A 25378-nucleotide genomic window follows, 5' to 3' on the forward strand; every position below is an offset into this window, starting at 1 on the left:
TTTGTACCTATCGACGGTGAGCGAACTGGCACTGTAGAACTTACAAGACCATCATACCACAATAATCGTCTATTCACACCATCAAATCTGACAACCTCGATACGGGTAACTATATCTGTTCTATTCATTCACCAAAAAGGATTCAAAATCCGGTACATTTACCCAAGTTCCAGTTGCATTGGATTCCTGGGTTAAATCCATTAAAAGTTGAGAATAAACCCCTTCTTTAAGCGAAGGTGTTAAACTTGTTCCCTGTTCAATTCCGGTTATCCATTGGTCAATCACTCGTAGCAAAGGAGCAATCCGGCCATCGGGATAAATTCGGGTAAATTCTAATACTTTGGGGATAGGAATTTCGGTTAAAGGTTGCCCCTTTTGGCTTCCCCATAATCGAAATCCATGCACATAATCCTGTTGATTATCACTACCTAAAATTAATGTGCCTTCACTGCCATAAATTTCTAGCCAATGTCCCCGTCCTTGGTAAGTAACAGAACTTAAACAAACTTGACAGGGAGTGCCATCATTCAGTTCTAAAATTAGGGTACAAATATCATCAGCATCAACAACTTTTAATTCTCCTCCAGCTTCCGGGTCTGGACGCAAGGAAATAGAAGTATTCAGTTGTCCACAGAGGCGTTTAATGGAACCAAATAACCAAGAAATATAATCAAAACTATGGGAGCCAATTGCCCCTAATACCCCGCCTCCTTTGTCTTTTTGAGCATACCAATTCCAGGGACGAGTTTCATCGGCACGGCTAGAAACTAACCAATCAATTTTGATTAATCTTTTTTGACCTACATAATTTTCTGCTAATAGTTGAGATAAATGTTGCCAAGCGGGAATAAACCGAAATTCAAAATCTAGGCTAGTAATACAGCCTTTAGATTGGGCGAGGTGATAGAGATATTTTGCTTCTTGAACTGTTAAGTTTGTGGGTTTTTCTAATAACAGATGTTTCCCGGCATTTAGAGCTATTTTAGCCATATCAAAATGCAAAAAAGGCGGGGTGGAAATGGCAACTCCTTGAACTTCAGGTAAAGCACAAATCTCCTCAATACTATTACAAGCATGGGGAATATTATGGCTGGAGGCGATCGCTTTGGCTTTGTCTAAATCTCGATGATAAACCGCAACTACTTGGGTTTTAGGATGGTCTTGAAAGGCAGGAATATGAACTTTTTTACCAAATCCTGTTCCAATTATGGCGATGCCAATTTTTTTGTCGGTTGTCATGGTTTCTCCTGATGAAAAAAGTTTTAGACCCGCGTTAAATGCAATCTTTGTCTACCTTAAATTAAAAATATTGAGATAATTTTAACATAAATAGGTATAATATGATCAATGATTGTATTAATTAAAATAGCTAAAGGATAAAAGATCATGCCGATGGGTTTAGAAGTTCGTGATTTGCCGAATTATTCCCTACCGGAAGTCGCAAAATATCTACAACTTTCGACGGGAACATTGAGATATTGGGTCTATGGTCGCTATTATCCTACTCGTCAAGGAAAACAATATTTTACCCCATTAATTGAATTACCTCCCAACTCTAAGAAACAACTATCTTTTACGAATTTAATTGAAGCTCATGTTTTAAGTGCTATCCGTCGTCTCCATCAAGTCCCTTTAGCTAAAGTTCGTGCAGCATTAGATTATCTTAATCAAGAATTTTCTGCACCCCATCCCTTAGCAAAATTAGAATTTCAAACCGATGGTGTTAACTTATTTGTGGAACAGTTTGGGGAATTATTAAATGTTTCTTTAACAGGTCAATTAGCTTTAAAAGAAGTTTTCTACCAATTTTTAAGTAGAATTGAACGAGATCCATCAGGATTACCGATTAAACTATTTCCTTTTACTCGGAATTTTGATATAAATGCTCCCAAAATTGTTGTGATTGATCCCTATATTTCCTTTGGTCGTCCCGTCTTAATAGGAACTGGAATTCCAACTATTATTTTAGCAGAAAGGTATAAAGCCGGAGAATCTATTCATGAATTAGCAATTGATTATCAATGTGATCGTACCCTAATTGAAGAAGGAATTCGCTGTGAATTGGACTTAGTAGCATGACCGCTAAAGTTATCTTTTTTATTGATCGATGTTTGGGTCGAGTAAAAGTCCCAGGATCTTTAAGAAATCAGAACTTACGCATCACCGATATCAATAGTAGGGGTAATTCATGAATTACCCCTACATCTAGGGTTACATCCCAAAATTTGCGTAAGTCCTGTCAGATCAAAAGCGAGTTTTAATTTTATTTTCTACCCATTCTATCACCTGTTTTCCTAAATAAACCCCATCCAATAAATCAATTTCTCGAATCCCCGTTGGACTGGTAACATTAACTTCTGTTAAATAACCGCCAATAATATCAATTCCCACAAAATATAAACCATCAGCAACTAATTTAGATGCTAATTTTTGACAAATCTCCCGTTCTCGATCCGTAATTTCGGTTTTAGCAACCCGTCCACCCACGGCCATATTTCCTCTAAATTCTTGACCCGTAGGAATCCGATTAACTGCTCCAATCGGTTCACCATTTAACACAATAATTCGTTTATCTCCGTCTTTTGCTTCTGGTAAAAAGGTCTGAATCATTACCGGATATATACCCTGTTGGGTGCTAATTTCAATTAAAGAATTAAGATTGCGATCGCTCCCTTCCAAAAATAAAATGCCCTCTCCTGCTTTTCCACCTAAAGGTTTTAAAACCGCCGCTCCTTGACGTTCAACAAACTCCCTAATTACCTGTTTATCGCGGCTAACAATGGTTGTTGGAATGCAATCTTTAAATTGCAGGGCGTACATTTTTTCGTTCGCTGTTCTTAACCCGTGAGGAGAATTAACTACTAAAGTTTTTTCGGGATTAATATAGTCTAAAAGATAGGTAGCATACAGATAGGGAATCGTGACTGGTGGGTCAGTTCGCATGAACACCGAATCCATATTTTCCAAGGGTTGAAGTATTGATTGACCCACCGAAAACCAGGGTTCCTCAACTCTCCATCTATCCTGATCTCTAATAATAGGAGTCAGATTAACCGGGGTTAAAAGTGCCCAGGTTTGACCGTCAATTACATTTAATTGGTGAGCTTGTGTCACCCAAACTTCATGTCCTAAAAGTTGCGCTGCTTCCATTAAAGCAACACTGCTATCATGACTTGGATTTAATTTTTCGATGGGGTCAATAATGAAAGCAAATTTCATCTTTATTTACAATTAACAGTTAACAAATCAAACAAAATATGGTATAATAAATCCTGGCATTTAAAACCGACCGAGAATAAATTAGGAGTGTTTTATTTTGCCAGGATTGAGACTAGAATTAACCCAGTAAAGGATTAAGTTTCCCTTGACTATCTAAGGCATGAAGATCATCACATCCCCCAATATATTGATCATCAATAAAAATTTGGGGAACTGAACGGTGACCATTAGCCCGTCGTGCCATTTGATCTCGTGCTACTTCATCCCCATCAATGCTATATTCGGTGAAGTCTACGCCTTTGCTTTTCAGCAATCCTTTAGCTCGGATACAGAAGGGACAGGTTCTCCAAGTGTAAATTTCAATGTTTGCTGCCATAGAGGGTTGGTGGAAATTGAATCGTTTTTCCTTATGTTAATATAAAATCAAAAATTGATCTATTTTATTCTGAATACTCAGACTAAACCCACCCAGACTGTCCTGATTTAAGTAAAGCAAAATGTCAACTTATTTTTCTGTAATTGCGCCTCAACCTCGAATTGCTGTTCCCACTTCCGATCCTTATAATCCAGATTATATTGTACAACCCGGGACGGGTTTAGATGGTGTTGTTAAGATTCAAGATATTCATGGTAGAAGTTGTACAGGCTCATTATTAATTACGGGTAATCATATTTTAACCGCCGCCCATTGTGTCACCGATAAATTGGGGCAACCAGATTATTCTTCCCCCTCAGAATATACCGTTTATTTTAACTTACCATCGGGTCAAATAGCAATTCCGGTTTCTCAAATTTATATTTATCCCGATTGGAATCATGATTTTAATTTTAACAATGATATTGCTATTTTAGAACTGGCTAAACCCGCACCCCAAGAGGCAAATCGCTATGAGATTTATACCAGGTTTGATGAGGTGGGTCAAGTGATGCAAAAAGTAGGTTATGGTGTTCCTGCGACGGGTAATTCAGGACAAAATAGCTATTCTGATCCGGTTCCAACTAAGCGTATAGGAAAAAATCGTTATGATGCTTTGGGGGAGTTATTTAATAGCACTCCTTACCATTATAATAATCAACCTGGCAAACAATTAGTTTATGATTTTGATAATGGTTTAGCCCAAAATGATGCCTTTGGAAAAGAATTTGGGATTAATGATTTAGGATTGGGAGCCGAAGAAATTAATATTAGTCCTGGAGATTCGGGAGGCCCAGGTTTTATTGATGGCAAAATTGCTAGTCTAACCTCCACGGGTTTTACCCCAGCGATGTCGGGTATTGATGTTACCAATAAATTAGATGAGAGCTTTGGGGAATATGCTTCCGATATCCGAGTTTCGGTTTATGCAGATTGGATTAATCAAATTATTAATCCTTTTCCCTATAATGTAAATGATAATATTATTGGCACAATTAATAACGATTTTCTCTATGGATATCAAGGGGATGATACAATTAAAGGTTTAGAGGGAGATGATAATATTTTTGGGGGAAAAGGTTCTGATGATCTCTATGGAGATGAAGGTAATGATACCCTCTATGGAAATTTAGGATTTGATATTATTTGGGGTGGATTAGGGAATGATTTTTTAGCTGGAGGTCAGGATTATGATTATCTATATGGAGAAGCCGGAAATGATACCTTAACGGGAGATTTAGGAACTGATTATTTAACCGGAGGAACAGGATCGGATCTATTTATTCTTTCCTTAGTAACCTCCGGTTCAGATGAACTTTTAGCAGATTCTATCATGGATTTTGAACCCGGTATTGATAAAATTGGTTTAACCCAAGGCTTGACCGAAGCAAATTTAATCTTGGAACCTTCAACCAGTTCCTCCTCTGACACAGTAATTCGTGTCGTGGGGTCAAATCAAGTTCTCGGAACAGTTTATGATATTTCCCCTCAACAACTTCGAGGTCATTTTATTTCCGTTTAACTTACACCGCCTTTGATCCCACCGCTCTACCTGTACCCAGTTGAGCGGTGGGATCAAAGGCGGGTCAACGTAGGTACAGAGTTGACCAAATTTTTTTTATTATGTAGTAAGATATTCAGACTAGGAGGTGCAAATCGAGTGCTACACAAAGCTGTACAAGTCCGTCTGTATCCAACTGCATTGCAAGAAGCACATCTCGCCCAAACATTTGGATGTTCGCGCTGGTGGTGGAATTATGCCTTAAATAAATCGATTCAGGTTTATCAAGATACGGGCAAAGGGCTAGGACAGGTAGCACTTAACGCCCTACTGCCTAAGCTCAAAAAAGCCGAAGATACTATTTGGTTAGCTAATTGTTACAGTCAAGTTTTACAAGCTACAACACTTAATTTAACCACTGCTTACAAAAACTTTTTTGAGCAACGTGCAGGTTTTCCTAAGTTTAAATCTAAACATGGCAAACAGTCAATTCAATATCCTCAAAATGTCAAAATTGTTGATGGTAATGTCAAACTTCCTGGCAATATTGGGATAGTCAAAGCCAAAATACATAGACCAATTGAGGGGAAAATCAAGACTGTAACTGTTAGTAAAACTCCTTCTGGGAAATATTTGGCATCTATCCTGACCGAAATTGAAGGAGAAAATCCAACTATTTCAGAAGGTAAAATCTATGGTATTGACTTAGGAATCAAACACTTTGCAGTTGTCACTGATGGTGAAAAGGTTTCTAAATACGATAATCCTAAACATCTTGCTAAACATGAGAAAAACCTCAAGCGTAAGCAGAAGAAATTAGCGCGTAAACAAAAGGGGAGTAAATCCAGAAATAAATATCGTCAAGTTGTTGCCGCATTATACGAACGAGTTAGTAATTCCCGGCAAGATTTTCTACACAAACTTAGTCATAAGTTAGTCAGCGATAGCCAAGCTGTCATAGTAGAGAATCTTAATGTCAAAGGCATGGTTCGTAATCACAATTTGGCAAAAGCAATATCTGATTGTGGATGGGGAACATTCACTAATTTTCTAGCCTATAAACTAGAACGAAAAGGCGGTAAGTTAGTGGAGATTGATAGATGGTTTCCCAGTTCCAAACTCTGTTCTAATTGTTTCTATCAAGTCAGTCAAATGCCATTAGATGTTCGTGAATGGACTTGTCCTAATTGCGGTACTGATCATGACCGAGATGGAAACGCAGCTATGAATATTAGAGCAGAAGGTATCAGAATCCTAAAGACGGATGGTTCAGCCGTCTCTGCTGTAGGAGGCGAGGTAAGACCAAAAGGGGGATGCAAGTCCGTCTTGAGGCATTCGCCTGTGAGTACAGAAGCCGACACTGTACTTGGTACTCCAAGTCAGTGTGGGTAGTTCACATTGACCTCCCGTGCTAACCTTGCGGATGAAACTATATTTTTTAATGGATTACAACAATGGAAGAAGTGAGTTCTGCGGTTAAACGACTTTATGACACCTATCCCTTTCCCCCTGACCCCCTACTGGATGAACCGCCCCCTGGATATAACTGGCGCTGGTCTTGGCCAGTAGCCTATAGTTTTTGTACGGGTCAGAAGCCCCAAAATCTTGATATCCGTATTTTAGATGCAGGTTGTGGTACGGGTTCGAGTACGGAGTATTTAATTCAACTTAACCCAGAAGCCTCGGTTCTTGGGATTGACCTGAGTGAAGGGGCGATTCAAACAGCAATAGAACGCTGTCGTCGGTCTGGAATTTCTACCCCCGGAACCCCCGCCCCGGAATTTCGCCGTTTAAGTCTCTATGATGTAGGACAGTTAGAGGGACAGTTTGATTTTATTAACTGTGTTGGGGTTTTGCACCATTTACCCGATCCAATTCAAGGAATTCAAACCTTAGCGTTAAAATTAGCTCCTGGGGGGTTAATGCACATTTTTGTCTATGCTGAATTGGGACGCTGGGAAATTCAGTTAATGCAAAAAGCGATCGCCCTTTTACAAGCAGAAAAACGAGGAGATTATCAGGACGGGGTAAAAATTGGTCGTCAGATTTTTGAAGCTCTACCGGAAAAAAATCGCCTAGTTACTTATGAATCTAAACGTTGGGGATTGGAAAATCAGCGAGACGAATGTTTTGCAGATATGTATGTTCATCCTCAAGAAATTGACTACAATATTGATAATTTATTTGAGTTAATTGATGCTTCGGGGTTGGAATTTATTGGTTTTTCTAATCCTAATTATTGGAATTTAGAACGCTTAATTGGGGACTCACCGGAGTTGCTAGAACGGGCAAATCAATTGAGCGATCGCCAACGCTATCGTTTAATTGAACTTCTCGATCCTGAGATTAGTCATTATGAATTTTTCCTGGGACGTTCCCCCTTACCCCTGAATAAATGGTCAAATGATCAGGAATTATTAGCTGCTATTCCTGAACGTAGTCCTTGTATGAATGGCTGGCCGAGTCAAAATTTATTTGACTATAATTATCAAATTGTGAGTTTATCCGATGCGGAATTTGAGTTTCTTAAAGTCTGTGATCAAAATTCAGAATCTCCTCGAAACGTTGGGGAAATTTTAACTCAAATCTCTTTTGATTTAGAGGGGGTGCGATCGCTTTTCAATCGACAGTTAATTCTATTATCAATCAAGCAGAATTAACCTGAAATTTAACTAGGATTTTAAAACCGTTTCCAAACCTGATTTGATCTGGGGTTTGGAAACAAAACCACTACCCTAAAATCAGAAATTGAGACTTATTTCTGAGTTTGATTAACCAAATAAAAACAACCATAGGGGTAAAGTTAATAATAAGAGTGCAGAACCCAGAGCTAAATTAGTAACGGCTAATTCTCGATCTAAATTAAAGGCTTCGGCTAATACCAAAGTTGCAAAAGCCGGAGGAGTTGCCATTTGTAAGACCAAAACTAATAAAGGAGATCCCTTTAATCCCAATAGTGTTAATCCATAACCCAATACTAAAGGTACAATTAACATTTTAATCGCTAAACTAACAGAAGCAGGTCGGAAATGATGCCAAGAATTAAGCTGACTTAAACGCATTCCCATTAACACTAAAGTTAAGGCTACACTTCCCCAAGCAATGCCGCGTAAACCCTGTTCCATCGGATTTGGTAAAGGAATATTCCGCACCATTAAACCAATTACCATACTAATTAAAGCCGGATTAGTTAATGACACCCCAACTAATTGCCAAGGATCTTGTTTTCCCATCCCAAACCTAGCAGCTAAAGCGACCCCCAACCCATAGGCTCCAATCACCGTTCCCAATCCATCATAAAATATCGCCCAACCAAAATATTTCGGGCCGACTAATGCTAAACTTACAGGGAAACCAATATATCCCGTATTTCCCACCATAGCCGCCAATAAAAAACTCCCTTGACCGGGGAGAGATTGGGGTAAAATATCCCATTTTGGAGTCCGGCTTTGCCAGTATAACCCTATCCCAGCTAACCCCGCACCGAGGAAAATAGCAGCCCAAGCCACTAAGGGAGCAATCCATATCGAACCCGATAAATCAGCTTTTCTTAAAAAGGAAATAATGGCAATCGGAACCACACCCCAATATAAAATTTTACCTAAATAATAGGGAACAATTTCGGGTAATTTTCGACCCAAAATCCATCCGATTAAAACGCCCCCAATTAGCCATTGATAAAGCGTTAAAAGTTGACTTATAGAATCAGACATAAAGATTAAGTTCACAGTGTTGACCCTTGGCTGTTGACCGACAAGTGCTTGTGATGGATGACTAAATAGGGGATTATCTAATAAAATCGAGACTTTCATGGATGTCAGGAGTCAAACCGTTGAAGAATTCTAGTCTGCCGAAACAGGCCCAAACCTTAGCCGATGGCGTAACAGAAGATATTCCAGAGGCGATACGAGATATTCCCGCGCTTCCGGTGGTTTCCTCTGGCTCCTCTGGGAAGCCGGGGCTATTCTGGAAAATGCTGGGGTTAGCCCTGGTAGCCTTCTGTACCGCCTTAGTCATGAATTATCAATTTGGAATTCTGGCTCCTCGGTCTGATATTCCCGTAGCCCAAACCCCAATTCCTGTGGTTACGCCCTCACCTTCTGCGTCTTTGTCTTCAACTCCCCCGCCAACGAGTGCCCCAACCCCAACCACAACTCCCACCCTTCCCGATAATTTATTGGGTCATCTCCCCTATCAAGAAGCACCGGAATCAGAGTTAAAAAGTATTACGGCCGATGGGGGGCATCGGTTACGCAAAGCTGCCGCCAAAGCTTATGAGGAAATGGAACAGGATGCTAGAGCTAGTGGGGTCAGTTTAGTTCCGATTTCAACCTTTCGCAGTGTTAAAGACCAGGAAACGATCTTTTTTGAAATAAAAGCCCAACGGGGACAAGTGGCAACTAAACGGGCAGAGGTGAGTGCTCCTCCGGGTTATAGTGAACATCATACGGGTTATGCCATTGATATTGGAGATGGGGGCAGACCTTCTACGGATTTGAATGTCAGTTTTGAAGAAACCCCGGCGTTTCAATGGTTAAAAGATCATGCCGCTTTTCATAGTTTTGAGTTATCCTTTCCTAAAGACAATCCCCAAGGAGTGAGTTATGAACCTTGGCATTGGCGTTTTGTAGGCGATCGCGATAGTTTAGAAACTTTTTACAAAGCCAGAAACCAAAAGGAAAATTGATGAGAACTACCAGTTTAAATCTAATTGCCATTAGTGTTTTCTGTATGACTCTATCGGTGTTATTAACTCCGGTATTAAATATTTCACCCTTTATTCCGGCGGGGATTACTTTTTTTTTATTGGGGGTTGCCACTTTAGATGTTTTTCAGTTTCAGGGTCAAGGGGCGAGTTTATTAATAGATGGGTTGGCGGGAACTTCTGCATCCACTCGGGAGCGAATTTTACACCATGAAGCGGGACATTTTTTGGTAGCCCATTTGATGGAAATTCCCATTCAGGGATATGCCTTAAATGGCTGGGAAGCCTTTAAACAAGGATTTAAAGCTCAAGGAGGGGTGCAGTTTGCTGATCAACTTTTATGGGAACAATTGCAACAGGGTCAGATTTCTGCTCAGGTTTTAGATCGTTATTGTGCAGTTTGGATGGCGGGAATTGCCGCAGAAACTTTAATATTTAAAAAAGCAGAAGGAGGACGGGAAGATCGAAATAAAATTATAGCAATTTGGACTCAGCTACAGCGCCCTTTAAGTGAAGCTAAAATTAAAGAGCGTTGGGCAATATTACAGGCTAAAACATTAATTGAAACTCACAAAGTGGCTTATTTGGGTTTAGTGGAAGCGATGAGAAATCGGGCTTCTGTAGCAGATTGTTGTCTAGGAATAGAACAGCAAAAGCAATAATATAGAAAATAGTCCGACGGGATAACTACCGATAATTCAAGCAAAAGGGAGAATCCTATGACCTTTGAACAAATCTATCAATTTTTCCAAGAACCGCCGCCTATCTATCTTAATAAGGAACTGGCGGTTTGCTATATTTTATCTGTATTTCTCCAAAGGGACTCCTATGGAACTGAACTAATTGAACAACTGGAGCAGGAATATTCTAACTATAGATTATCCGATACGGTTCTTTACGGCGCCCTCAAGTTTTTGGAAAAACAAGGAACAATTACGGGATACTGGCAAAAGGTTGAAGGTCGGGGACGACCTCGCCGGATGTATCAAATTCTGCCGGAACATCAACCCCAAGCCCAAGAATTAGCCGGACTTTGGTACGAATACACTTCTAGCCAAGGTAAACTACAAATCAATGAATAACCTTTAAAACTAGACTGACTTCATTTCCTATGACTCCCGTAATCCCTTCTACTTTTGTGTTGACTCTGTTAATGGTTATTGGCTTATTCTTTTTTGTTCGAGCTTCAACTAAAGATCGGATAGAACAGGAAAAACTGATTGCCGAACAGGAAGCAGACTCCTTGCTCACACAAATCCAGCAGCATTTTGCCTCCCGAGCCTATCGGATTACGGCGTTAAATCGGGAAGCCAATCAAATCACCTTTGAGGGGTTAGTCCGTCCCAGTTGGTTTTTAGCTATCTTCCTCACCCTATTAACCGCCGTGGGACTGTTATGTTTGGGGTTAGTCCTATCTATGGCTATGCCCAACCTAGGCAAACTGTTTTGGGGACTGGTGTTACTTTCGCCCCTGGCCGGTTGGTTCTATTGGAAAGGCTCCGGGCGTCCAGAACAGGTCTATCTCAAGCTAGATGCCGTCATTGATCAGGGTGAACAAACTCAAAGTTTGATTACCGTAACTGCCCACCGAGACGAACTGGCGACGCTCAAACAAGCCCTTAACCTAAAACCCTGCGAATAATTTTAGTTACCATCAGGTTCAAAACCGCAAACACGACAAGGATGCCAACGGTCTTGAATCTTTATTCAGGATATAATTGCCAAAATTAGAACAATTTTGATTCGTGGCACTGGGGTTGGGAGTAATTCCACCTTGCCAGTAAGAATAAAGAGAAATTCATCCCAACCAGCACCCGGAATCAACTGACTAATTTTTTTCCCTCGCGCCTGCCTTATCAGAGTTAAGGAGTGAAGCTCATGTTAATCATGGCTCTCATCAGGTGTCACGGCTCAAGAAAAGTTCTGGATTTGACATCCACCCCGCCGTAAACGGAAGGGGATTACTCACCACGCCACCTTTTCAGGATGGTCGCTGAATGGGGTTGACGCTTCGCAGACTGTTGCTACCTTGGCGGTAGTCTTACACGGTCTCCACGTCCGTTTTAAGTCTCGGAATGCCCTCCCGCGACTTAAGTTTAACCTCGTTCACTAAGTTAAACTTTTTGTTCGATTTGTTAATTAATGCGTTCAAGGAAAGTCGTCCTAGAAGGACGAGGTTTTAAACCCATTTTTCTGATAAAACCCTTTCACTAAGAAGATGGGATGTTGCAGACAACATCTCGATTTCAAACCCCCTTAGCTGGGGAAGCAGAGGAAACCAATGTGGCCTTCTCCACAAGCTGTTTTAAACTGGGGAATAAAAAGTGATTCTCCTCAACGTACTGGGCTCCAAATAGACCCTTTTCAGCCCAGAAGTATCGATCCGTGGTATGCTCATTTCGTTTTACAAGAAGCAAAGCCGGAGGAATAATTCCTTCAGCATGGATAAACTTACGAGCGGCCGTTACGGGTTTATCTTCGCCACTTGAAATGCTATATTGAGGCACACATTCTAAAATCCTACGTCCTTCTTGTCTGCGACGGCTTTTACGCTTACGTCTTCTAGCCAACTTGTTGACCTCCTTTTTAAGCAGGCGGGTTGTAAATATAGCTACAAAATCCGAGGGAATTATATCTGTTCTAGTTCAAAATATCAAGCTATTTTAATAGATTGACACAAATTGATAAAGAAGGGGATCAGGAGTAGGGGATCGGGAGGCAGGGGAGGCAGGGGGAGCAGGGGAGGTAAACTCTTTTTATTACCCATTACCCATTACCCATTACCCATTACCCATTACCCATTACCCATTACCCATTACCTGTTGAATTCCATGCTCACAGCCAGTGCTGAATTTGTCCAACTGTGCCGCACCCAACTGTCGTTAACCGCGAGTTTGGGCGCTTCCTTGAGTGTAGTCTATTTAGCGGAGGCGTGGGTAGATGAAGAACATAAAAAATTGATTCCCATTGCCACCTATCCTGAAACATCCCCGGATGATTTGGATATTCCGGGTTTGATGGGTCTGCCCGAAACCTTAACCCCTATTTCACCCCTGCTATTAACCACGGAAGTCACCGGGAAAACAAAAGTCTTAATGCCTGCGGTGGAAATGGATGATTTTTCGGAAACAGAGGTGGAAGCAGAAGCTCCTTGGCAACAACGGAGTCAAAAGGTTTTAGCCTTAATTCAAGAGGATGTGGTTTTGGGATTTTTGGTGACTGGACGCAATGACCGACCCTGGAGCACGGAGGAATATGCTCAACTCCAAGCGATTGCCCATACCTTAGCCCTTGGCTGTATTTTAGATCAACGCGCCCAATGGTTCCAGCAACAAATAGACCGACAACAACAATTGCAAGGGCAGCAAGCCGATACACTGCATAATATATTCCATCAACTTAAAAGCCCTTTAACGGCTGTTCGTACCTTTGGTAAATTATTATTAAAGCGACTATTACCCGAAGATAAAAATTATCCTATTGCTAATAGTATTTTAAGGGAGAGCGATCGGATTCAAGAATTATTAGCACAGGCGGATCAAACCTTAGAACAGACCCAAAGCTTCTTGAGTTTGCCTCTAACGGTGGAAGTTGCCACATCCACGGCCGAAACTTCCCTATTCTCGAATTCAGTCTTACCCTTGTTACCTGCTTGTGATCAACTTGAACCCCTATTATTGTCGGAGGTATTATCCCCTTTAATTGTATCGTCTGAGGCGATCGCCCAGGAACGACAATTGGAACTTGAAGTTGACATACCTGAAAACCTGCCCCCCATAAAAGGGAATGCTAAAGCTCTGCGGGAAGTTCTGAGTAATCTTCTCGATAATGCCTTAAAATATACTCCTGCTGGGGGAAAACTCTATATTCGAGTTCAACTGGCTTCTCCTTCCCCAGTCGGAGGAAAAACCCTAAACTCTCAAGTGGGTATTGGTATTAGTGATACTGGCCCAGGAATTCCCCCAGAAGATTTGGAGCATCTGTTTGAACGTCACTATCGCGGTGTTCAGGTTAATTCTGAAATTCCGGGGACGGGTTTGGGGTTAGCGATCGCTAAAGCCTTTGTACAACAGATGCAGGGAGAAATTCAAGTCTTCTCTCCTGTCCATCCGGCTTGGGTATCAGAGGATAGGGCTTATACTGATAATACTTCGCCTGGAACGACATTTATAGTTTGGGTGCGGGTGGCAATCCCGGATCAAGAATTGAACTTAATTTGATAGAATCGTTGTTTGTCAACCAATCTTTCCCTCATCCCAAAGGATATTCAAACCTAGAGGGTGAAATCTTTTTTTACCCATTACCCATTACCCATTACCTATTACCCATTCGTAATTCGTAATTCGTAATTCGTAATTACCTATTCCCTATTCCTCGCTATAAAAAAACATGACTTCATCCAGTAGCCCTGATAATAGTATTGATCAACCCATGAATTCCTCCACTGGTTCAGAGGATAGTTCAAACAAACCTCTCCCTTATGTTGTTCAAGAAGATATCATTTATCGTGCCGTTGAGCGAAAAACCGTTTGTCGGGTGTTGAGTCAAGCTCATATTGATGTTTCAATTCGTTGGTCAACCGCCCATCTTTATATCGGGATTCCTAGTACAATTTTAGCTGCCATTGCTAGTGTGCAAGCTATTAATAGTTTAGGGGGAGAGTATCAATTATTATCTGTAGTGATTGCGGTTTTAGTGGCAATTCTTGCCCCCTTATTGACTTTTTTAGATCCTAATGGTAGGGCTAATAATCATTTGAATGCTTCTCGGATTTATGAACAAATGGCAGATCAATATGACTCTTTTATTCTCAAATGTCGATTAGAACCCCGCTCTATTAAAGAAGAATTTGATGATTTAACTCAGCTTAATTTTACTTATAGTGAAAGTAAAAAGAACCTGCCTGCTTGTCCAGAATGGGCCTATCAAAAAGCGATAAATACTAATAATTCAGTACAAAAACTTATGCCAGGTGCTGTAAAAAAAATTGAAAAGCAGTAAAAACAGTTATTCAGTAGAGACTTGCCATGGCACGTCTCTACGAGTCTATAAACTTTAACTGATAACTGATATAGCAGTCGCCACATCTATTAGGACATTCTTGAAAGCTAAAAGCTGCTCACAGTAAGTATTTACCTATTGCCCATTGCCTATTCCCTATTGCCTCTTGCTATAACTGATGACTGATTTAGATGGATTAGAAATTACCCCAGGAGAACTGAAACATTGGAGTGGGATTAACAAAAATTTGCTGTATAGACCAGGGACAGCTAAAAAAATTATTGGGGAAGGATTAAAAACCTTAGTCATTGCTGGATTATTATTAATTAGTTATTGGATTTGGAGTTTAATTTTTCCAGAACTTGCCTTAATTTTCATTATAATTTACTTAATCCTGATCATTTTATTAGTTCTTGAGGATATGATTAAAATTTGGCTAACCTTAAATCGTCCTCAGTGTGTTAAACTATTGAATCAAGTAGATAATTATAATAGTATTGTTAAAGCCTTAAACATTTATCATCAACTCGAAGCAACGGAACATCCCCAAGCAAAATTAGATAATCAAGATGCTATTATTCACGCTTTAAAATTAATTAGAATAGAATTAATCCGAGGATTAAGAATAGAACGAATCTTAAAAAAAAATAAAAAATTTATCGAGAAAAATCCAGAACTTTTTGATCTAAATTTCACCTCCTTAACCGTATTACAAACTGAAAAACCGACAACAGAACAAGGAAGACTCCTGTATCAAGCCTTTGAAATAGCCTCCGAAGTTCATCAACTGTTAAAACAACTTCAGGATTAACAAAATTACTATTAAGTGCTAGGCTTTTTTTAACATAGTCTTAACAAATTTTTATAGGAACTCCAATGCGACCTAAAATTATTGTTCTCGATGATGACCCCACAGGTTCTCAAACCGTCCATAGTTGCTTACTTCTCACCCAGTGGGATGTCGATACCCTGCGAATTGGACTGGCTGACCAATCTCCAATTTTCTTTATTCTGACCAATACCAGAGCTCTAACCCCAGACCAAGCCGCGGCCGTCACCCGTGAAGTCACCCAAAATCTGAAACTAGCCCTCGCCGCCGAGTCCATCACCGACTTTCTGGTGGTCAGTCGTTCCGATTCTACCCTCCGGGGTCACTATCCCGTAGAAACCGATGTAATTGCGGATGAACTTGGCCCCTTTGATGCCCATTTTCTAGTTCCGGCTTTTTTTGAAGGCGGAAGAATTACCCGCAATAGTATTCATTATCTAATCATTGATGGCGTAGAAACTCCCGTTCATTTAACCGAATTTGCTAAGGATTCTGTTTTCGCTTATCAACATAGTTATTTACCCGATTATGTCACCGAAAAAACTAAAGGTTTGATTCCTTCGGAAAAAGTAGAACAATTTTTGTTATCGGATATGCGGATAGGAACTTTACCTCGGTTAATGGATTTAACCGGGAATCAATGTGTGGTGGTTGATGGGGAAAATCAAGGAGATTTTGATCAATTTGCCTCGGATATTATTACCGCAGCTAGTCAGGGAAAACGCTTTTTATTCCGCAGTGCGGCGAGTATTTTAACCTCTTTAGCTGCTTTAGGAAAGCAACCGATTCCCGCCGAAGAAATGGCAAAATATACCCGAAATGGTAAACCGGGTGTGGTGATTATGGGTTCCCATGTTAAGAAATCTACCCAACAATTAGAACAACTATTACAAGCACCTGGAATAGTCGGAATTGAAGTAGATGTTTCCCATTTATTAGAAGAAAGTGATATCCAAAGACAGGAACTTTTACAACAGATTTTAGACCAAATCAAGACAATTCATGAGGCGGGTCAAACCCCAGTTATTTATACCAGTCGTCAAGAATTACAATTTGATACGGTAGAAATTCGATTAGACTTTGGGAGTAAAGTTTCAGATTTACTGATGGATATTGTTAAAGGTTTACCGCCGGATATTGGATTTTTAATTAGTAAAGGCGGCATTACTTCTAATGATGTTTTAAGTAAAGGATTATCATTAAAAACAGCCCGATTATTGGGTCAAGTATTAGCCGGATGTTCAATGGTTAAAACATCATCTAATCATCCCCTTTATCCTAATTTACCTGTGGTTTTATTCCCTGGAAATGTTGGAGATGCTAAGGGTTTAGCCACGGTTTATCAGCGCTTAAGTCAACCTCAAATTTAAGCAAAAATAGGTGCGCTTTGCTAACGCACCACTAAAAATCAAAATAAATATAGGGTAAACCCCCTGCGGGTGCTAATAACCAAACGGTGAAGAAACTCAAGGGAACTAAAGCTAATTTTACTGTCCAATTTAATTCTAATTTTAACCCTCGATTTAATAGAGTTGCAATTGCCATTAATCCAAAAACAGAGGATAATAAAATCACTAGATGGTGTCTTTCTAAACCCAAGGCTTCAACATAAACTTTATGGGCAAACTGGACATCGGCGGTATGACCCCATAACCGATTGATGACTAACCAAGAATCTTGTAAATTAGGGAGTCGGAAAAAAATCCAAGTCGTAAATACCATTAATTGAGTGATTAACCAAGCGATTAAAATTCCGGGTAAACTGTTCCAAATCCAAGTAATTGATAATTGCTTAGATAGTGCTTCGGTGAGACGATTAACTACTAATGCTAACCCATGTAATCCCCCCCAAATGATAAATCCCCAGGCGGCACCGTGCCAAATTCCTGCGATTAACATAACTAGAATTAAATTCAAACAGGTGCGGAATAATCCCACCCGAGAACCCCCCAAAGGAAAATATAAATAATTGCGTAACCAATCCCCTAATGTGATGTGCCAACGGCGCCAAAAATCTCCAATACTGGTGCTAAAATAGGGGGAATCAAAGTTAATCGGTAAAGTCAATCCTAACAGTAATGCTGTGCCTCTTGCTAGGTCTACATAACCGCTAAAATCAAGGTATAATTGTAAACCATAGGCGAAAATTGCTAACCATAAATCCCCACTTCCAGCCCGTTGTAAATTACTGAAACTTAAATCTACTAAAATCCCAATATTATCGGCTAAAAGCCCTTTTTTGATTGCCCCCCTAGCCAGTAACCAAAGTCCATCTGCAATTTGTTCGGGGATGGGGAATTTTAGGGTTTTAAACTGATTATTTAAGTGATGATAACGAGTAATTGGCCCTGATATTAGTTTGGCAAAAAATAATTTATAGGCGGTAAATTCTAGTAGAGAAGTTGCTGCGGGTGCGCCTCGATAAACATCGACTAAATAGGCGATTAATTCAAAGCAGAAAAAACTTAATCCTAATGGGGCAATAACATATTGATCGATCCAACTTCCGGTATTAATAATAATAGGAATATTCCAGAGTGTTCCTAGAGTATTGAAAATAAAAGGTAAATATTTGAATCCAACTAGAATTAAGATATTAATTACAATTCCTAATATGAGTAAAAAAGTGCGACGACGATTCCAAGAAATATGGGGGATTTCCCATTCTTGAGGTTCGACAATTGTTAAGGCTAAACCAAAGTTAAAGATTGTCCAAAGTAGGAGTAAGGGGATATATTGAATTTGTAAGGTAGAATAGAAAAGTAAACTTGAGATTAATAGGATAAAAAGTCGCCAAGATTTCCCAGGAATAATCCAATATAACCCTAATAAAAGCAATAAAAATATTCCGTAGGTAACTGAAATAAAGGTCATAAATAAAGTAACAATAAGAATAGGGTTTGTCGTTGCGATAACTATGATGGTGGGTAGGGGCACTCATCCCAACAACTAGGGTTTATTGTTTCCCTGTTAACCAATAGGTTCGCATTTCGCCTTTACCTTTGACTAAAATTATACCTCTTTCTTCGAGTAAGTAACTATCTTTAATTTTTTGATAGGTGGTGTGACTGACTTGAATTTGTCCGGGTATACCTTGAGATTCCATGCGCGAGGCAATATTAACAGCATCCCCCCATAAATCATAACTGAATTTTTTGAGTCCGATCACTCCGGCAACTACTGGCCCTGTATTAATGCCAATTCTAAGATTTAATAATTGATTATCATGAGAGCGAAATTTTTGAATAATTTGTTGCATTTCTAGGGCCATTTCTGCGATCGCTTGGGCATGATTGGGTTTAGGAATAGGGATACCGCCAACGACCATATAAGCATCCCCAATGGTTTTAATTTTTTCTAATTCATATTTATCTGCTAGACGATCAAATTCAGAAAAAATTTCATTCAAAATAGTAACAATTTGTGTAGGAGAACTGCGAGAGGATATGCCTGTAAAATCGGTCAAATCGGCAAATAAAATTGTGGTTTCTTCAAAGCGATCGGCAATACACCCCTGATTTTTTTTAAGTTTTTCAGCGATCGCTAAGGGTAAAATATTCAGTAATAATTTTTCGGATTTATCTTTTTCTAATCGCAAATCTGCTTCGGCTTGATTTCTTTCTAAGGTGGCTTGATAAATTTTTTCAAACATAGTTTGAAACGTAGCAATTACATCCCCTAGTTCATCATTTCTTTGGATCGAATTTGAATAAAATCTGGGTACAGGTTTGTTGTCAACAATTGCTTTCCCAGCTTCAATTAAATCTAAACGCAGTTTTAAAATCGGAAGAATAACATTTTTTCCCAAAACAAATAATGTGGATGAAGTCACAAAAAAAGCAATTATTAAAACTAAACCTGCAATTCTTAAAATATAAGCATAGGTTTCTGTCTGAACATCAGAAGCATCATGACGAATAATAATTACATATTTATTGTTCATAGGATTAACATTACAACTAACATCATAGCGATCGCCATTTTGTTGACGCAAATATAATGTTTTCCCCTGTATTGCTTGTGAAAATGTTAAAACAGGAGGCTCACCAAATTGACCAATTAATTCCCCTGTAGTTCGGTAAACGGCTCCTCCTAAAATATCGGGATTCAAATGATGTAAATGACTCAATTGTTTTAAGAGTTCAGAATTAGAACTATAGGGATAGGTTTCAATTATCCAAGCAATTTTATTAGAAGATATTGCCGGAAATTGTCTTAAAAGTTGTTGCTGATATTGATATACTGAAGGAATTAAAATTAAAACCTCGATAAAAACTAAACTCAAAAATACCCAGATTGCAATGTTTCGAGAAAGACGGGCATTAAAAAGTTTAAAAAATAATTTCAGTTGTTCAGACATCAATGGATCACTCCTACAAATATCTTTTTTTAGATCAATAATCATTCAAGTCCCCTCTCCCTCAATCCAGAATCTCATCTCAGGTAATTTGTAAAATAGATAAAATTGCTATATTATTAAGACCTGTATATTTAAAAGTGTAGAACCTATGCACTCTTAGTGGATATTGTATCTAAAAAACTCATGTTTGGGAACCCTAAACTAATGTTAAACTAGATTCAGCTAAAATTAGGATAATTTTAATTAAAATAATTCTCAGGCTGAATACAACAGAGGTTAACTGATGACCATAGAGCCAAATTCATCCCCATCTCAAGGACTGGAGCATATCCCCGAAACCCTTAATGGTGCGACGCCTAAACCCACCCTTGAGCCTTCAGAAGCGGAAACCCCAACGCAGGCGATCCAACTCTCCCCCGTGGACTCTTGGGAAATCGAAACTGAAAACTCGACTTTGAACGATCGACCGAATCAGGTATCGGGTTCGGTCGTGGTGCTATCGGCGATGGCATTGATGATTTTAGGGTTAGGAATTGATAATATTGTATTAGGATATGCAAGTGCTTTCGCCACATTAGCCTTGTCTTTGCGGTTAGTTTGGTCGAATTGGGGAAAAGTTTGGGAAACATTAATTCCCCCGAGTTGGCGCAATTTAATTATTGCTTGTATTGGAATTTTAGGCTCCTTAATTGGGTTAGTTATTTTTAGTAATGCGAATACTCCCAATGAAGTAAGTAATATTACAATTAATTGGGATGCTATTGGTGCTTTGGGGGATTTAGGTGGAGCATTAGGTCAAATTTTAATTGCTATTATTGCCGTTTATGTGGCTTGGAGACAGTATATTATTTCTCGGGATTTAACTATTCAACAAAACCGAATTACTCAACAACAAACCATTGATGCTTATTTTCAAGGAGTTTCTGATTTAGCTTTAGGAGAACAGGGATTATTAGAAGATTGGCCGCAGGAAAGAGTGATTGCAGAAGGACGAACCTCAGCGATTGTTAAAAGTGTGGATGCGGAAGGAAAAGCCAAAATTCTCCGGTTTTTATCTCAAGCTAGATTAATTACTCCTTTACAACGCGATCGCCATCTAGGACGTCCGATGTTAGATGGTAATGGAAATTATGCCGAAGATCGCGCCCATGGGGTGCGGGTGATTGATTTGGGGGCGATGTTAGCGGGAGCAGATTTATCTGAAACTGACCTGCGACGGACGGATTTAACGGATACTAATTTAGTCAAAGCTAATTTAACTGGATGTAATTTAGTCCGCGCTAATTTAGCCCGTTCTATTCTTTATGAAGCCGATTTATCCCGGACAAATTTACGTTCTATTAAACTATTTTATGGCCCTGTAGAAACAGCTTCCCCTCGCAGTCGCACATTAATTCCTAATTTTGAAACCGGAGAATATACGGGTGCTGTGCTGGAAAATACTGACTTTACTGGCGTTGATAATTTATCAGAAGAAAATCGTTATTATTGTTGTGCATGGTGCGGTTCTAAATCTCGAAAAACTATCCCCGGAGGGTGCGAAGGTATTCCTAATAAGTTAGATCGTTGATTTTTTTATTTATTCTGCCATAAAAATTTGCTCCACTGTCAAATTGAGGTCGGGAAATAGTTGAGAAATCATCCTTTGTTCACCTGTAAAAATAGTATTCTGGTAACTTCCATTCATCAGAAAATTGATCATAACTTGTTCTATTAAAGGATCAATAATCCAATATTCAGCAATCCCAAATTCCTCATATTCAGTCATCTTTTTAACATAATCTCGGTTTTCGTTATCTTCCCCTGGACTCACAACTTCTACCACTAATAAAGCCGGAACCTCCAGAATTGCTGATTTTTTAAACTGTCGTAACCGTCGCCAATCTTCTGCTTGAATAATAGCAATATCCGGTTGTCGGGAGCGACTAAATCTAGTTCGTATCCCCACATCTCCCTGTTTAACTTTTAAGTCTAAATTCTGTCTTTGAATTTCTTGATAAAAACAGATAAACAAAAACCCGATAATATCAGAATGAATGGGACTCGCAGGTGTCATCGGAATTAACACCCCATCTTCAAGTTCATAACGATTATCTGTTCCGTCATCGTAGGTTAGATACTCCTCAAACGTTAACTTTACAGGGGTTTGTGTCATGTTGTCACCTCAACTTTACAATAGCCCTATTAATTATTAAGTATAACGTTGTTGGGCTTCAGCCCCTAAGTGCTGAGAGTGCTAAAGCACAACAACAAACTATCTTTTGATTAATTTTTTACCCTTCTTTCTCCATAGCGTAATAACATATTAATACTCGCCAAACGATTTGCCCAACTCGATACTTGATAGGGACGTTCTAAGGCTTGTAAACGCATAGAAATTTGGAATTGTTTTTGGAAAGTTGCTAACTTTTCTTGAGCAATTCCTAAAGTTTGAGTAGAAGGATTATCCTCTAACTGTTTTAGGGTTTGTGCTAACTCCTCCGCTTGAATACTCAAAGATTTTAATTCCTCATCTCGTATCCAAAGTTGTTCATTTCCTAACAGAAAACTCCATTCTCTTTTTAAGGCTAAATAGCGATCATGCGCCGCAGCAAAGGGCTGGCGATAGGGAATGGGAGGTTGAGTTTTCGAGGAATTATTTTGAGTTCTATGCAAATAGTTTTGGAGATTATTACCAATACTTTCAGCAGCAAAAATTGAATATCCTCCTGTTGGTAAATCCCGTAAGGATTGTAATTGATCAATCGCCACAATTTCAGGTAGATTTAGTAACTTAATTGATGGACTAATTAACGCCGACCCTAACCGTTGTTCCTGGGTTAAGGGCTGAGTAATTCGTTGTAAACGGTTGGTATCCATTGCATAGGTCATCGGAACAATTAAATCCACATAACCGTTTTTCGCCCAAACTTCCCATTGTTGTTGAATTTTCATAATCCTTTCCTGTTCAGGATTAGAAAACACCGCCACTGATAAAATTACATTAGGTTTTTGTTGCTTCAAAAATCGCGAAACTTCTGCAACAAAGGAGGTTATTTGTTCGGTTTTAAATTGCGTCCATTGATTCCATAATTGATTGTTTTTGGGAGTAATATTAACCGGATCAACTCCTGTTAATTGTTGAAATTGTTCCCGTCCCGCTTTCCCATATCCATAGGTGTAACTTCCGCTTGGATCTTGGAACGGATAGCGAATATAATCTAATTGCAACCCATCGACATTATAGGCAGTAATTTCATTAATTAAACGCATTAAATACGCCCTAGCTTCCCGGTTGGCGGGATCAAGATAAACTTTGCGATCGCGGGTATTTCTTAACTCTCCATAATTATTAATATTGATCCAATCAGGATGGGCTTGAATTACCGGACTTAAAAAACTACTGGGTTGTCCTAACAGTTCATTATGACGGTCATTTCCCACCGCAAAAACCCAGATCCAAGCGTGTAATTCTATCCCCCGTTCATGGGCTAATTTTACCGCCGATTCTAATGGGTTCCAACCCTGTATTAAAGGATTTTGCGCGGGCGCGACTCGACTGGGATAAATTGGATAACCTGCATTAATTGTTTCAAAATAAACCGTATTAATTCCCGCCGAAGCTAACCGATCAAAAACCTGCGACAGTCCCGCTTCATTTCTGGCTTTAACAATAGTTCCTCGGTCTAACCAAACTGCCCGAATTTCCGCCCCTAATCGTTCTCCTTCCGTGGGATAATGTTGCCATAATTGTTGACGAATTTCTAACCATTGCTGGCGAGCTTCTGACCAATTTTGCTGTGCGACTAATTCGGGAAAATTCTTAATTACTTCTCTAGCTTTAGTAATAATTTGATCGGATTGTTTAAAATTAGCGCTGGCTAAATTTCCTCCTGTTCCTGCTGTTAATTGAGTGGAAGCAACCTGTAAATTAATTGGAATATTACCGGAATTTGAGGCAATTAAAGCATTTTCAAAACGTCCTAATAAATCTACTAATTCCTGACGCATTGCAATGGCAGTTAATTCCTCAATAGGTTGATTTCCGGGCTGCACTTCTAAACCCGCCGGGGCAATTTGTTCGGAAGGGTCAATAAAACCACTCGGAACCGCCGGAGTATTGGGTAATGTCCGAGTTGCCGTTAGGCTGGGGGCGGGGGGCGTAGTTGAACGCGGGGGGGAAACCGGAGTCTGGGGAAGTATCGCAGGTGTCACCGGACGTGGAGATGGGACAGTAGCCGTTGGTTGTACCCTTGGTGTCGTGGGCAGGGGTACAGGAATGGGGTTAGCTGGACGAGTGGCTGTTACTGGGGCTGTAAAAGCCGGACGGGTGGCCGTTACTGGGGGCGGTGTAGGGGCCGGACGGGTGGCCGTTACTGGGGCTGTAAAAGCCGGAAGGGTGGCCGTTGCTGGGGGCGGTGTAGGGGCTGGACGGGTGACTGTTGGGGGTGGGACGGGGACGGGCACAGTGGCGACGGGAGTTGTTGTCGGGTTTGTGGCTAAACCATGACGACTAACCGCCGCTTGTAACCAAGCAATATCAACATCTGGGGAGGATTGATTTCCCCAGCGCCAGCCTAAATAGGTGGCTTTTTGAGTAGTAATAACGGCGGGAGAACTACCACTAGCTTCCCAAATTCCGGCGGTATAACTTTCTAAGGTAGTGGGAATTAAAACTCCCCCTTCAACGGCGTTAGCATTGGCTTGAATTGGCCCCCAAGTTGTTAGGGAAGCGCAGAGGGGATCTTGAGTTCGACAGCGATTTTTAGCGATTTGGGGTTTAGCGGGAACTGTGAGGGGAAAAGCCCAATAGGAACCTAAAATTGATCGCAACAATTGACGAACTAAAGGGGTAGATTTTTCTCCGATGGGGCCGCTCGCAATCACCTGTCCGCCTTGTTTTGCCCACTCTTGCAGGATTTTGGCTTGTTCGGTTTTAATAATAGTTATATTAGGCAGAAATAAAACTCGAATTCCCTGAAGATCGGCGAGGCTTTTGATATTGTTTAAATCCAGGGTTTGATAAGGTATTCTACTGGCTTTTAAGCGTTGTTCAATGCTATTCCATTCTGTGGTTTGTCCTGAATCACGAATTACCCCTAATCGGGCATTTATTTGGCTTAAGGAAGTTAGGGGAATTGATAATTGTAAGATTGTACTGGCAAGAGTTCCAAGGATAATCTGTTGGAAAAACGTTTGCGATCGCCTTTGCACCATTGGTTTATATTAGTTTTTTGATGATCAAAAATCTTTTGAGATAGCATAAATAGACAGAATTGTCAAGTCTTTTTTTAGGCTAAACCTGAAATTCTGCCAAATTCTCTCTCTTTCCAACTCCACACCTCAAAAATTGGACAAGGATTATACAA

General features: G+C 39.9%; 22 protein-coding genes. 13 read left to right on the plus strand and 9 right to left on the minus strand.

All coding sequences use genetic code 11. The features are described 5' to 3' along the window. Positions 1 to 120: 120 nt before the first annotated feature. Positions 121 to 1239 carry a Gfo/Idh/MocA family protein gene (locus NMG86_RS16960; protein ID WP_026798144.1) on the minus strand — a complete coding sequence of 373 codons (1119 nt, stop codon included), beginning with the start codon at positions 1237 to 1239 and terminating at the stop codon, positions 121 to 123. Positions 1240 to 1386: 147 nt separating this feature from the next. On the opposite strand from NMG86_RS16960, the gene NMG86_RS16965 reads away from it, so the two are divergent. Continuing rightward, complete coding sequence (locus tag NMG86_RS16965; protein WP_087882139.1) at positions 1387 to 2079, plus strand: DUF433 domain-containing protein; 693 nt, start codon at positions 1387 to 1389, stop codon at positions 2077 to 2079. 165 nt (positions 2080 to 2244) lie between these two features. Here NMG86_RS16965 and gshB read toward each other — a convergent pair whose 3' ends face one another. Then, on the minus strand, positions 2245 to 3219 hold the full coding sequence (gene gshB, locus NMG86_RS16970) for a glutathione synthase (RefSeq protein ID WP_026785977.1): 975 nt from the start codon (positions 3217 to 3219) through the stop codon (positions 2245 to 2247). 118 nt (positions 3220 to 3337) lie between these two features. After that, positions 3338 to 3595, minus strand: a complete 258-nt coding sequence (gene grxC / locus NMG86_RS16975; RefSeq protein ID WP_026798146.1) for a glutaredoxin 3 — start codon at positions 3593 to 3595, stop codon at positions 3338 to 3340. A gap of 121 nt (positions 3596 to 3716) precedes the next feature. Between grxC and NMG86_RS16980 the strand changes: the two genes are divergently transcribed. The 3 genes from NMG86_RS16980 (at position 3717) to NMG86_RS16990 (ending at position 7795) form a co-directional block, all read left to right on the plus strand. After that, positions 3717 to 5156, plus strand: a complete 1440-nt coding sequence (locus tag NMG86_RS16980) for a trypsin-like serine protease (protein ID WP_052338762.1) — start codon at positions 3717 to 3719, stop codon at positions 5154 to 5156. A 138-nt stretch (positions 5157 to 5294) separates the two neighbouring features. After that, positions 5295 to 6527: an RNA-guided endonuclease InsQ/TnpB family protein gene (locus tag NMG86_RS16985; RefSeq protein WP_026798147.1), complete on the plus strand. Its 1233-nt coding sequence runs from the start codon at positions 5295 to 5297 to the stop codon at positions 6525 to 6527. 62 nt (positions 6528 to 6589) lie between these two features. Continuing rightward, positions 6590 to 7795: a class I SAM-dependent methyltransferase gene (locus NMG86_RS16990; RefSeq protein WP_193372479.1), complete on the plus strand. Its 1206-nt coding sequence runs from the start codon at positions 6590 to 6592 to the stop codon at positions 7793 to 7795. A 111-nt stretch (positions 7796 to 7906) separates the two neighbouring features. Here the strand turns inward: NMG86_RS16990 and NMG86_RS16995 are convergent, their stop codons facing one another. Further along, entirely contained in the window at positions 7907 to 8848 is a 942-nt protein-coding gene (locus NMG86_RS16995) for an AEC family transporter (protein ID WP_026798148.1), read from the minus strand. Between the two features lie 119 nt (positions 8849 to 8967). Between NMG86_RS16995 and NMG86_RS17000 the strand changes: the two genes are divergently transcribed. The 4 genes from NMG86_RS17000 to NMG86_RS17015 are packed head-to-tail and all read left to right on the plus strand — an operon-like array spanning position 8968 to position 11482. Continuing rightward, positions 8968 to 9822 (plus strand): M15 family metallopeptidase, encoded by an 855-nt coding sequence (locus NMG86_RS17000; RefSeq protein WP_026795708.1) that lies wholly within the window; start codon positions 8968 to 8970, stop codon positions 9820 to 9822. Continuing rightward, the gene (locus NMG86_RS17005; protein ID WP_026795707.1) at positions 9822 to 10502 is read left to right on the plus strand and encodes an SMP domain-containing protein; all 681 of its coding nucleotides are present in this window, start codon (positions 9822 to 9824) and stop codon (positions 10500 to 10502) included. The genes NMG86_RS17000 and NMG86_RS17005 overlap by 1 nt, the downstream gene beginning before the upstream one ends. Before the next feature lie 57 nt (positions 10503 to 10559). Beyond that, complete coding sequence (locus tag NMG86_RS17010; RefSeq protein ID WP_026785971.1) at positions 10560 to 10922, plus strand: PadR family transcriptional regulator; 363 nt, start codon at positions 10560 to 10562, stop codon at positions 10920 to 10922. 29 nt (positions 10923 to 10951) lie between these two features. Further along, positions 10952 to 11482: a cofactor assembly of complex C subunit B gene (locus NMG86_RS17015; RefSeq protein ID WP_026798149.1), complete on the plus strand. Its 531-nt coding sequence runs from the start codon at positions 10952 to 10954 to the stop codon at positions 11480 to 11482. A gap of 604 nt (positions 11483 to 12086) precedes the next feature. Here the strand turns inward: NMG86_RS17015 and NMG86_RS17020 are convergent. Continuing rightward, entirely contained in the window at positions 12087 to 12410 is a 324-nt protein-coding gene (locus tag NMG86_RS17020) for a DUF3155 domain-containing protein (protein ID WP_026785969.1), read from the minus strand. 261 nt (positions 12411 to 12671) lie between these two features. Between NMG86_RS17020 and NMG86_RS17025 the strand changes: the two genes are divergently transcribed. The 4 genes from NMG86_RS17025 (at position 12672) to NMG86_RS17040 (ending at position 17040) form a co-directional block, all read left to right on the plus strand. After that, positions 12672 to 14060 (plus strand): sensor histidine kinase, encoded by a 1389-nt coding sequence (locus NMG86_RS17025; RefSeq protein WP_026798150.1) that lies wholly within the window; start codon positions 12672 to 12674, stop codon positions 14058 to 14060. Between the two features lie 169 nt (positions 14061 to 14229). Continuing rightward, positions 14230 to 14841, plus strand: coding sequence for an SLATT domain-containing protein (locus NMG86_RS17030; RefSeq protein ID WP_071782623.1), 612 nt, complete (start codon positions 14230 to 14232; stop codon positions 14839 to 14841). Positions 14842 to 15019: 178 nt separating this feature from the next. Then, the gene (locus tag NMG86_RS17035; protein ID WP_036832552.1) at positions 15020 to 15652 is read left to right on the plus strand and encodes a hypothetical protein; all 633 of its coding nucleotides are present in this window, start codon (positions 15020 to 15022) and stop codon (positions 15650 to 15652) included. A gap of 65 nt (positions 15653 to 15717) precedes the next feature. Beyond that, complete coding sequence (locus tag NMG86_RS17040) at positions 15718 to 17040, plus strand: four-carbon acid sugar kinase family protein (RefSeq protein WP_026798152.1); 1323 nt, start codon at positions 15718 to 15720, stop codon at positions 17038 to 17040. Positions 17041 to 17071: 31 nt separating this feature from the next. Here the strand turns inward: NMG86_RS17040 and NMG86_RS17045 are convergent, their stop codons facing one another. Next, positions 17072 to 18544 carry an MBOAT family O-acyltransferase gene (locus NMG86_RS17045; RefSeq protein ID WP_026798153.1) on the minus strand — a complete coding sequence of 491 codons (1473 nt, stop codon included), beginning with the start codon at positions 18542 to 18544 and terminating at the stop codon, positions 17072 to 17074. A gap of 82 nt (positions 18545 to 18626) precedes the next feature. After that, complete coding sequence (locus NMG86_RS17050; protein ID WP_026795702.1) at positions 18627 to 20030, minus strand: adenylate/guanylate cyclase domain-containing protein; 1404 nt, start codon at positions 20028 to 20030, stop codon at positions 18627 to 18629. Positions 20031 to 20313: 283 nt separating this feature from the next. On the opposite strand from NMG86_RS17050, the gene NMG86_RS17055 reads away from it, so the two are divergent. Further along, positions 20314 to 21600, plus strand: a complete 1287-nt coding sequence (locus NMG86_RS17055; RefSeq protein WP_026798154.1) for a pentapeptide repeat-containing protein — start codon at positions 20314 to 20316, stop codon at positions 21598 to 21600. Positions 21601 to 21609: 9 nt separating this feature from the next. On the opposite strand, the gene NMG86_RS17060 is transcribed toward NMG86_RS17055, so the two are convergent. Next, positions 21610 to 22185, minus strand: coding sequence for a Uma2 family endonuclease (locus NMG86_RS17060; protein ID WP_026795700.1), 576 nt, complete (start codon positions 22183 to 22185; stop codon positions 21610 to 21612). Between the two features lie 110 nt (positions 22186 to 22295). Beyond that, positions 22296 to 25226, minus strand: a complete 2931-nt coding sequence (locus tag NMG86_RS17065) for a family 10 glycosylhydrolase (protein ID WP_026798155.1) — start codon at positions 25224 to 25226, stop codon at positions 22296 to 22298. Positions 25227 to 25378 lie beyond the last annotated feature (152 nt).

It is taken from the genome of Planktothrix rubescens CCAP 1459/22, assembly GCA_904830895.1.
GTDB classification, from domain to species: domain Bacteria; phylum Cyanobacteriota; class Cyanobacteriia; order Cyanobacteriales; family Microcoleaceae; genus Planktothrix; species Planktothrix agardhii.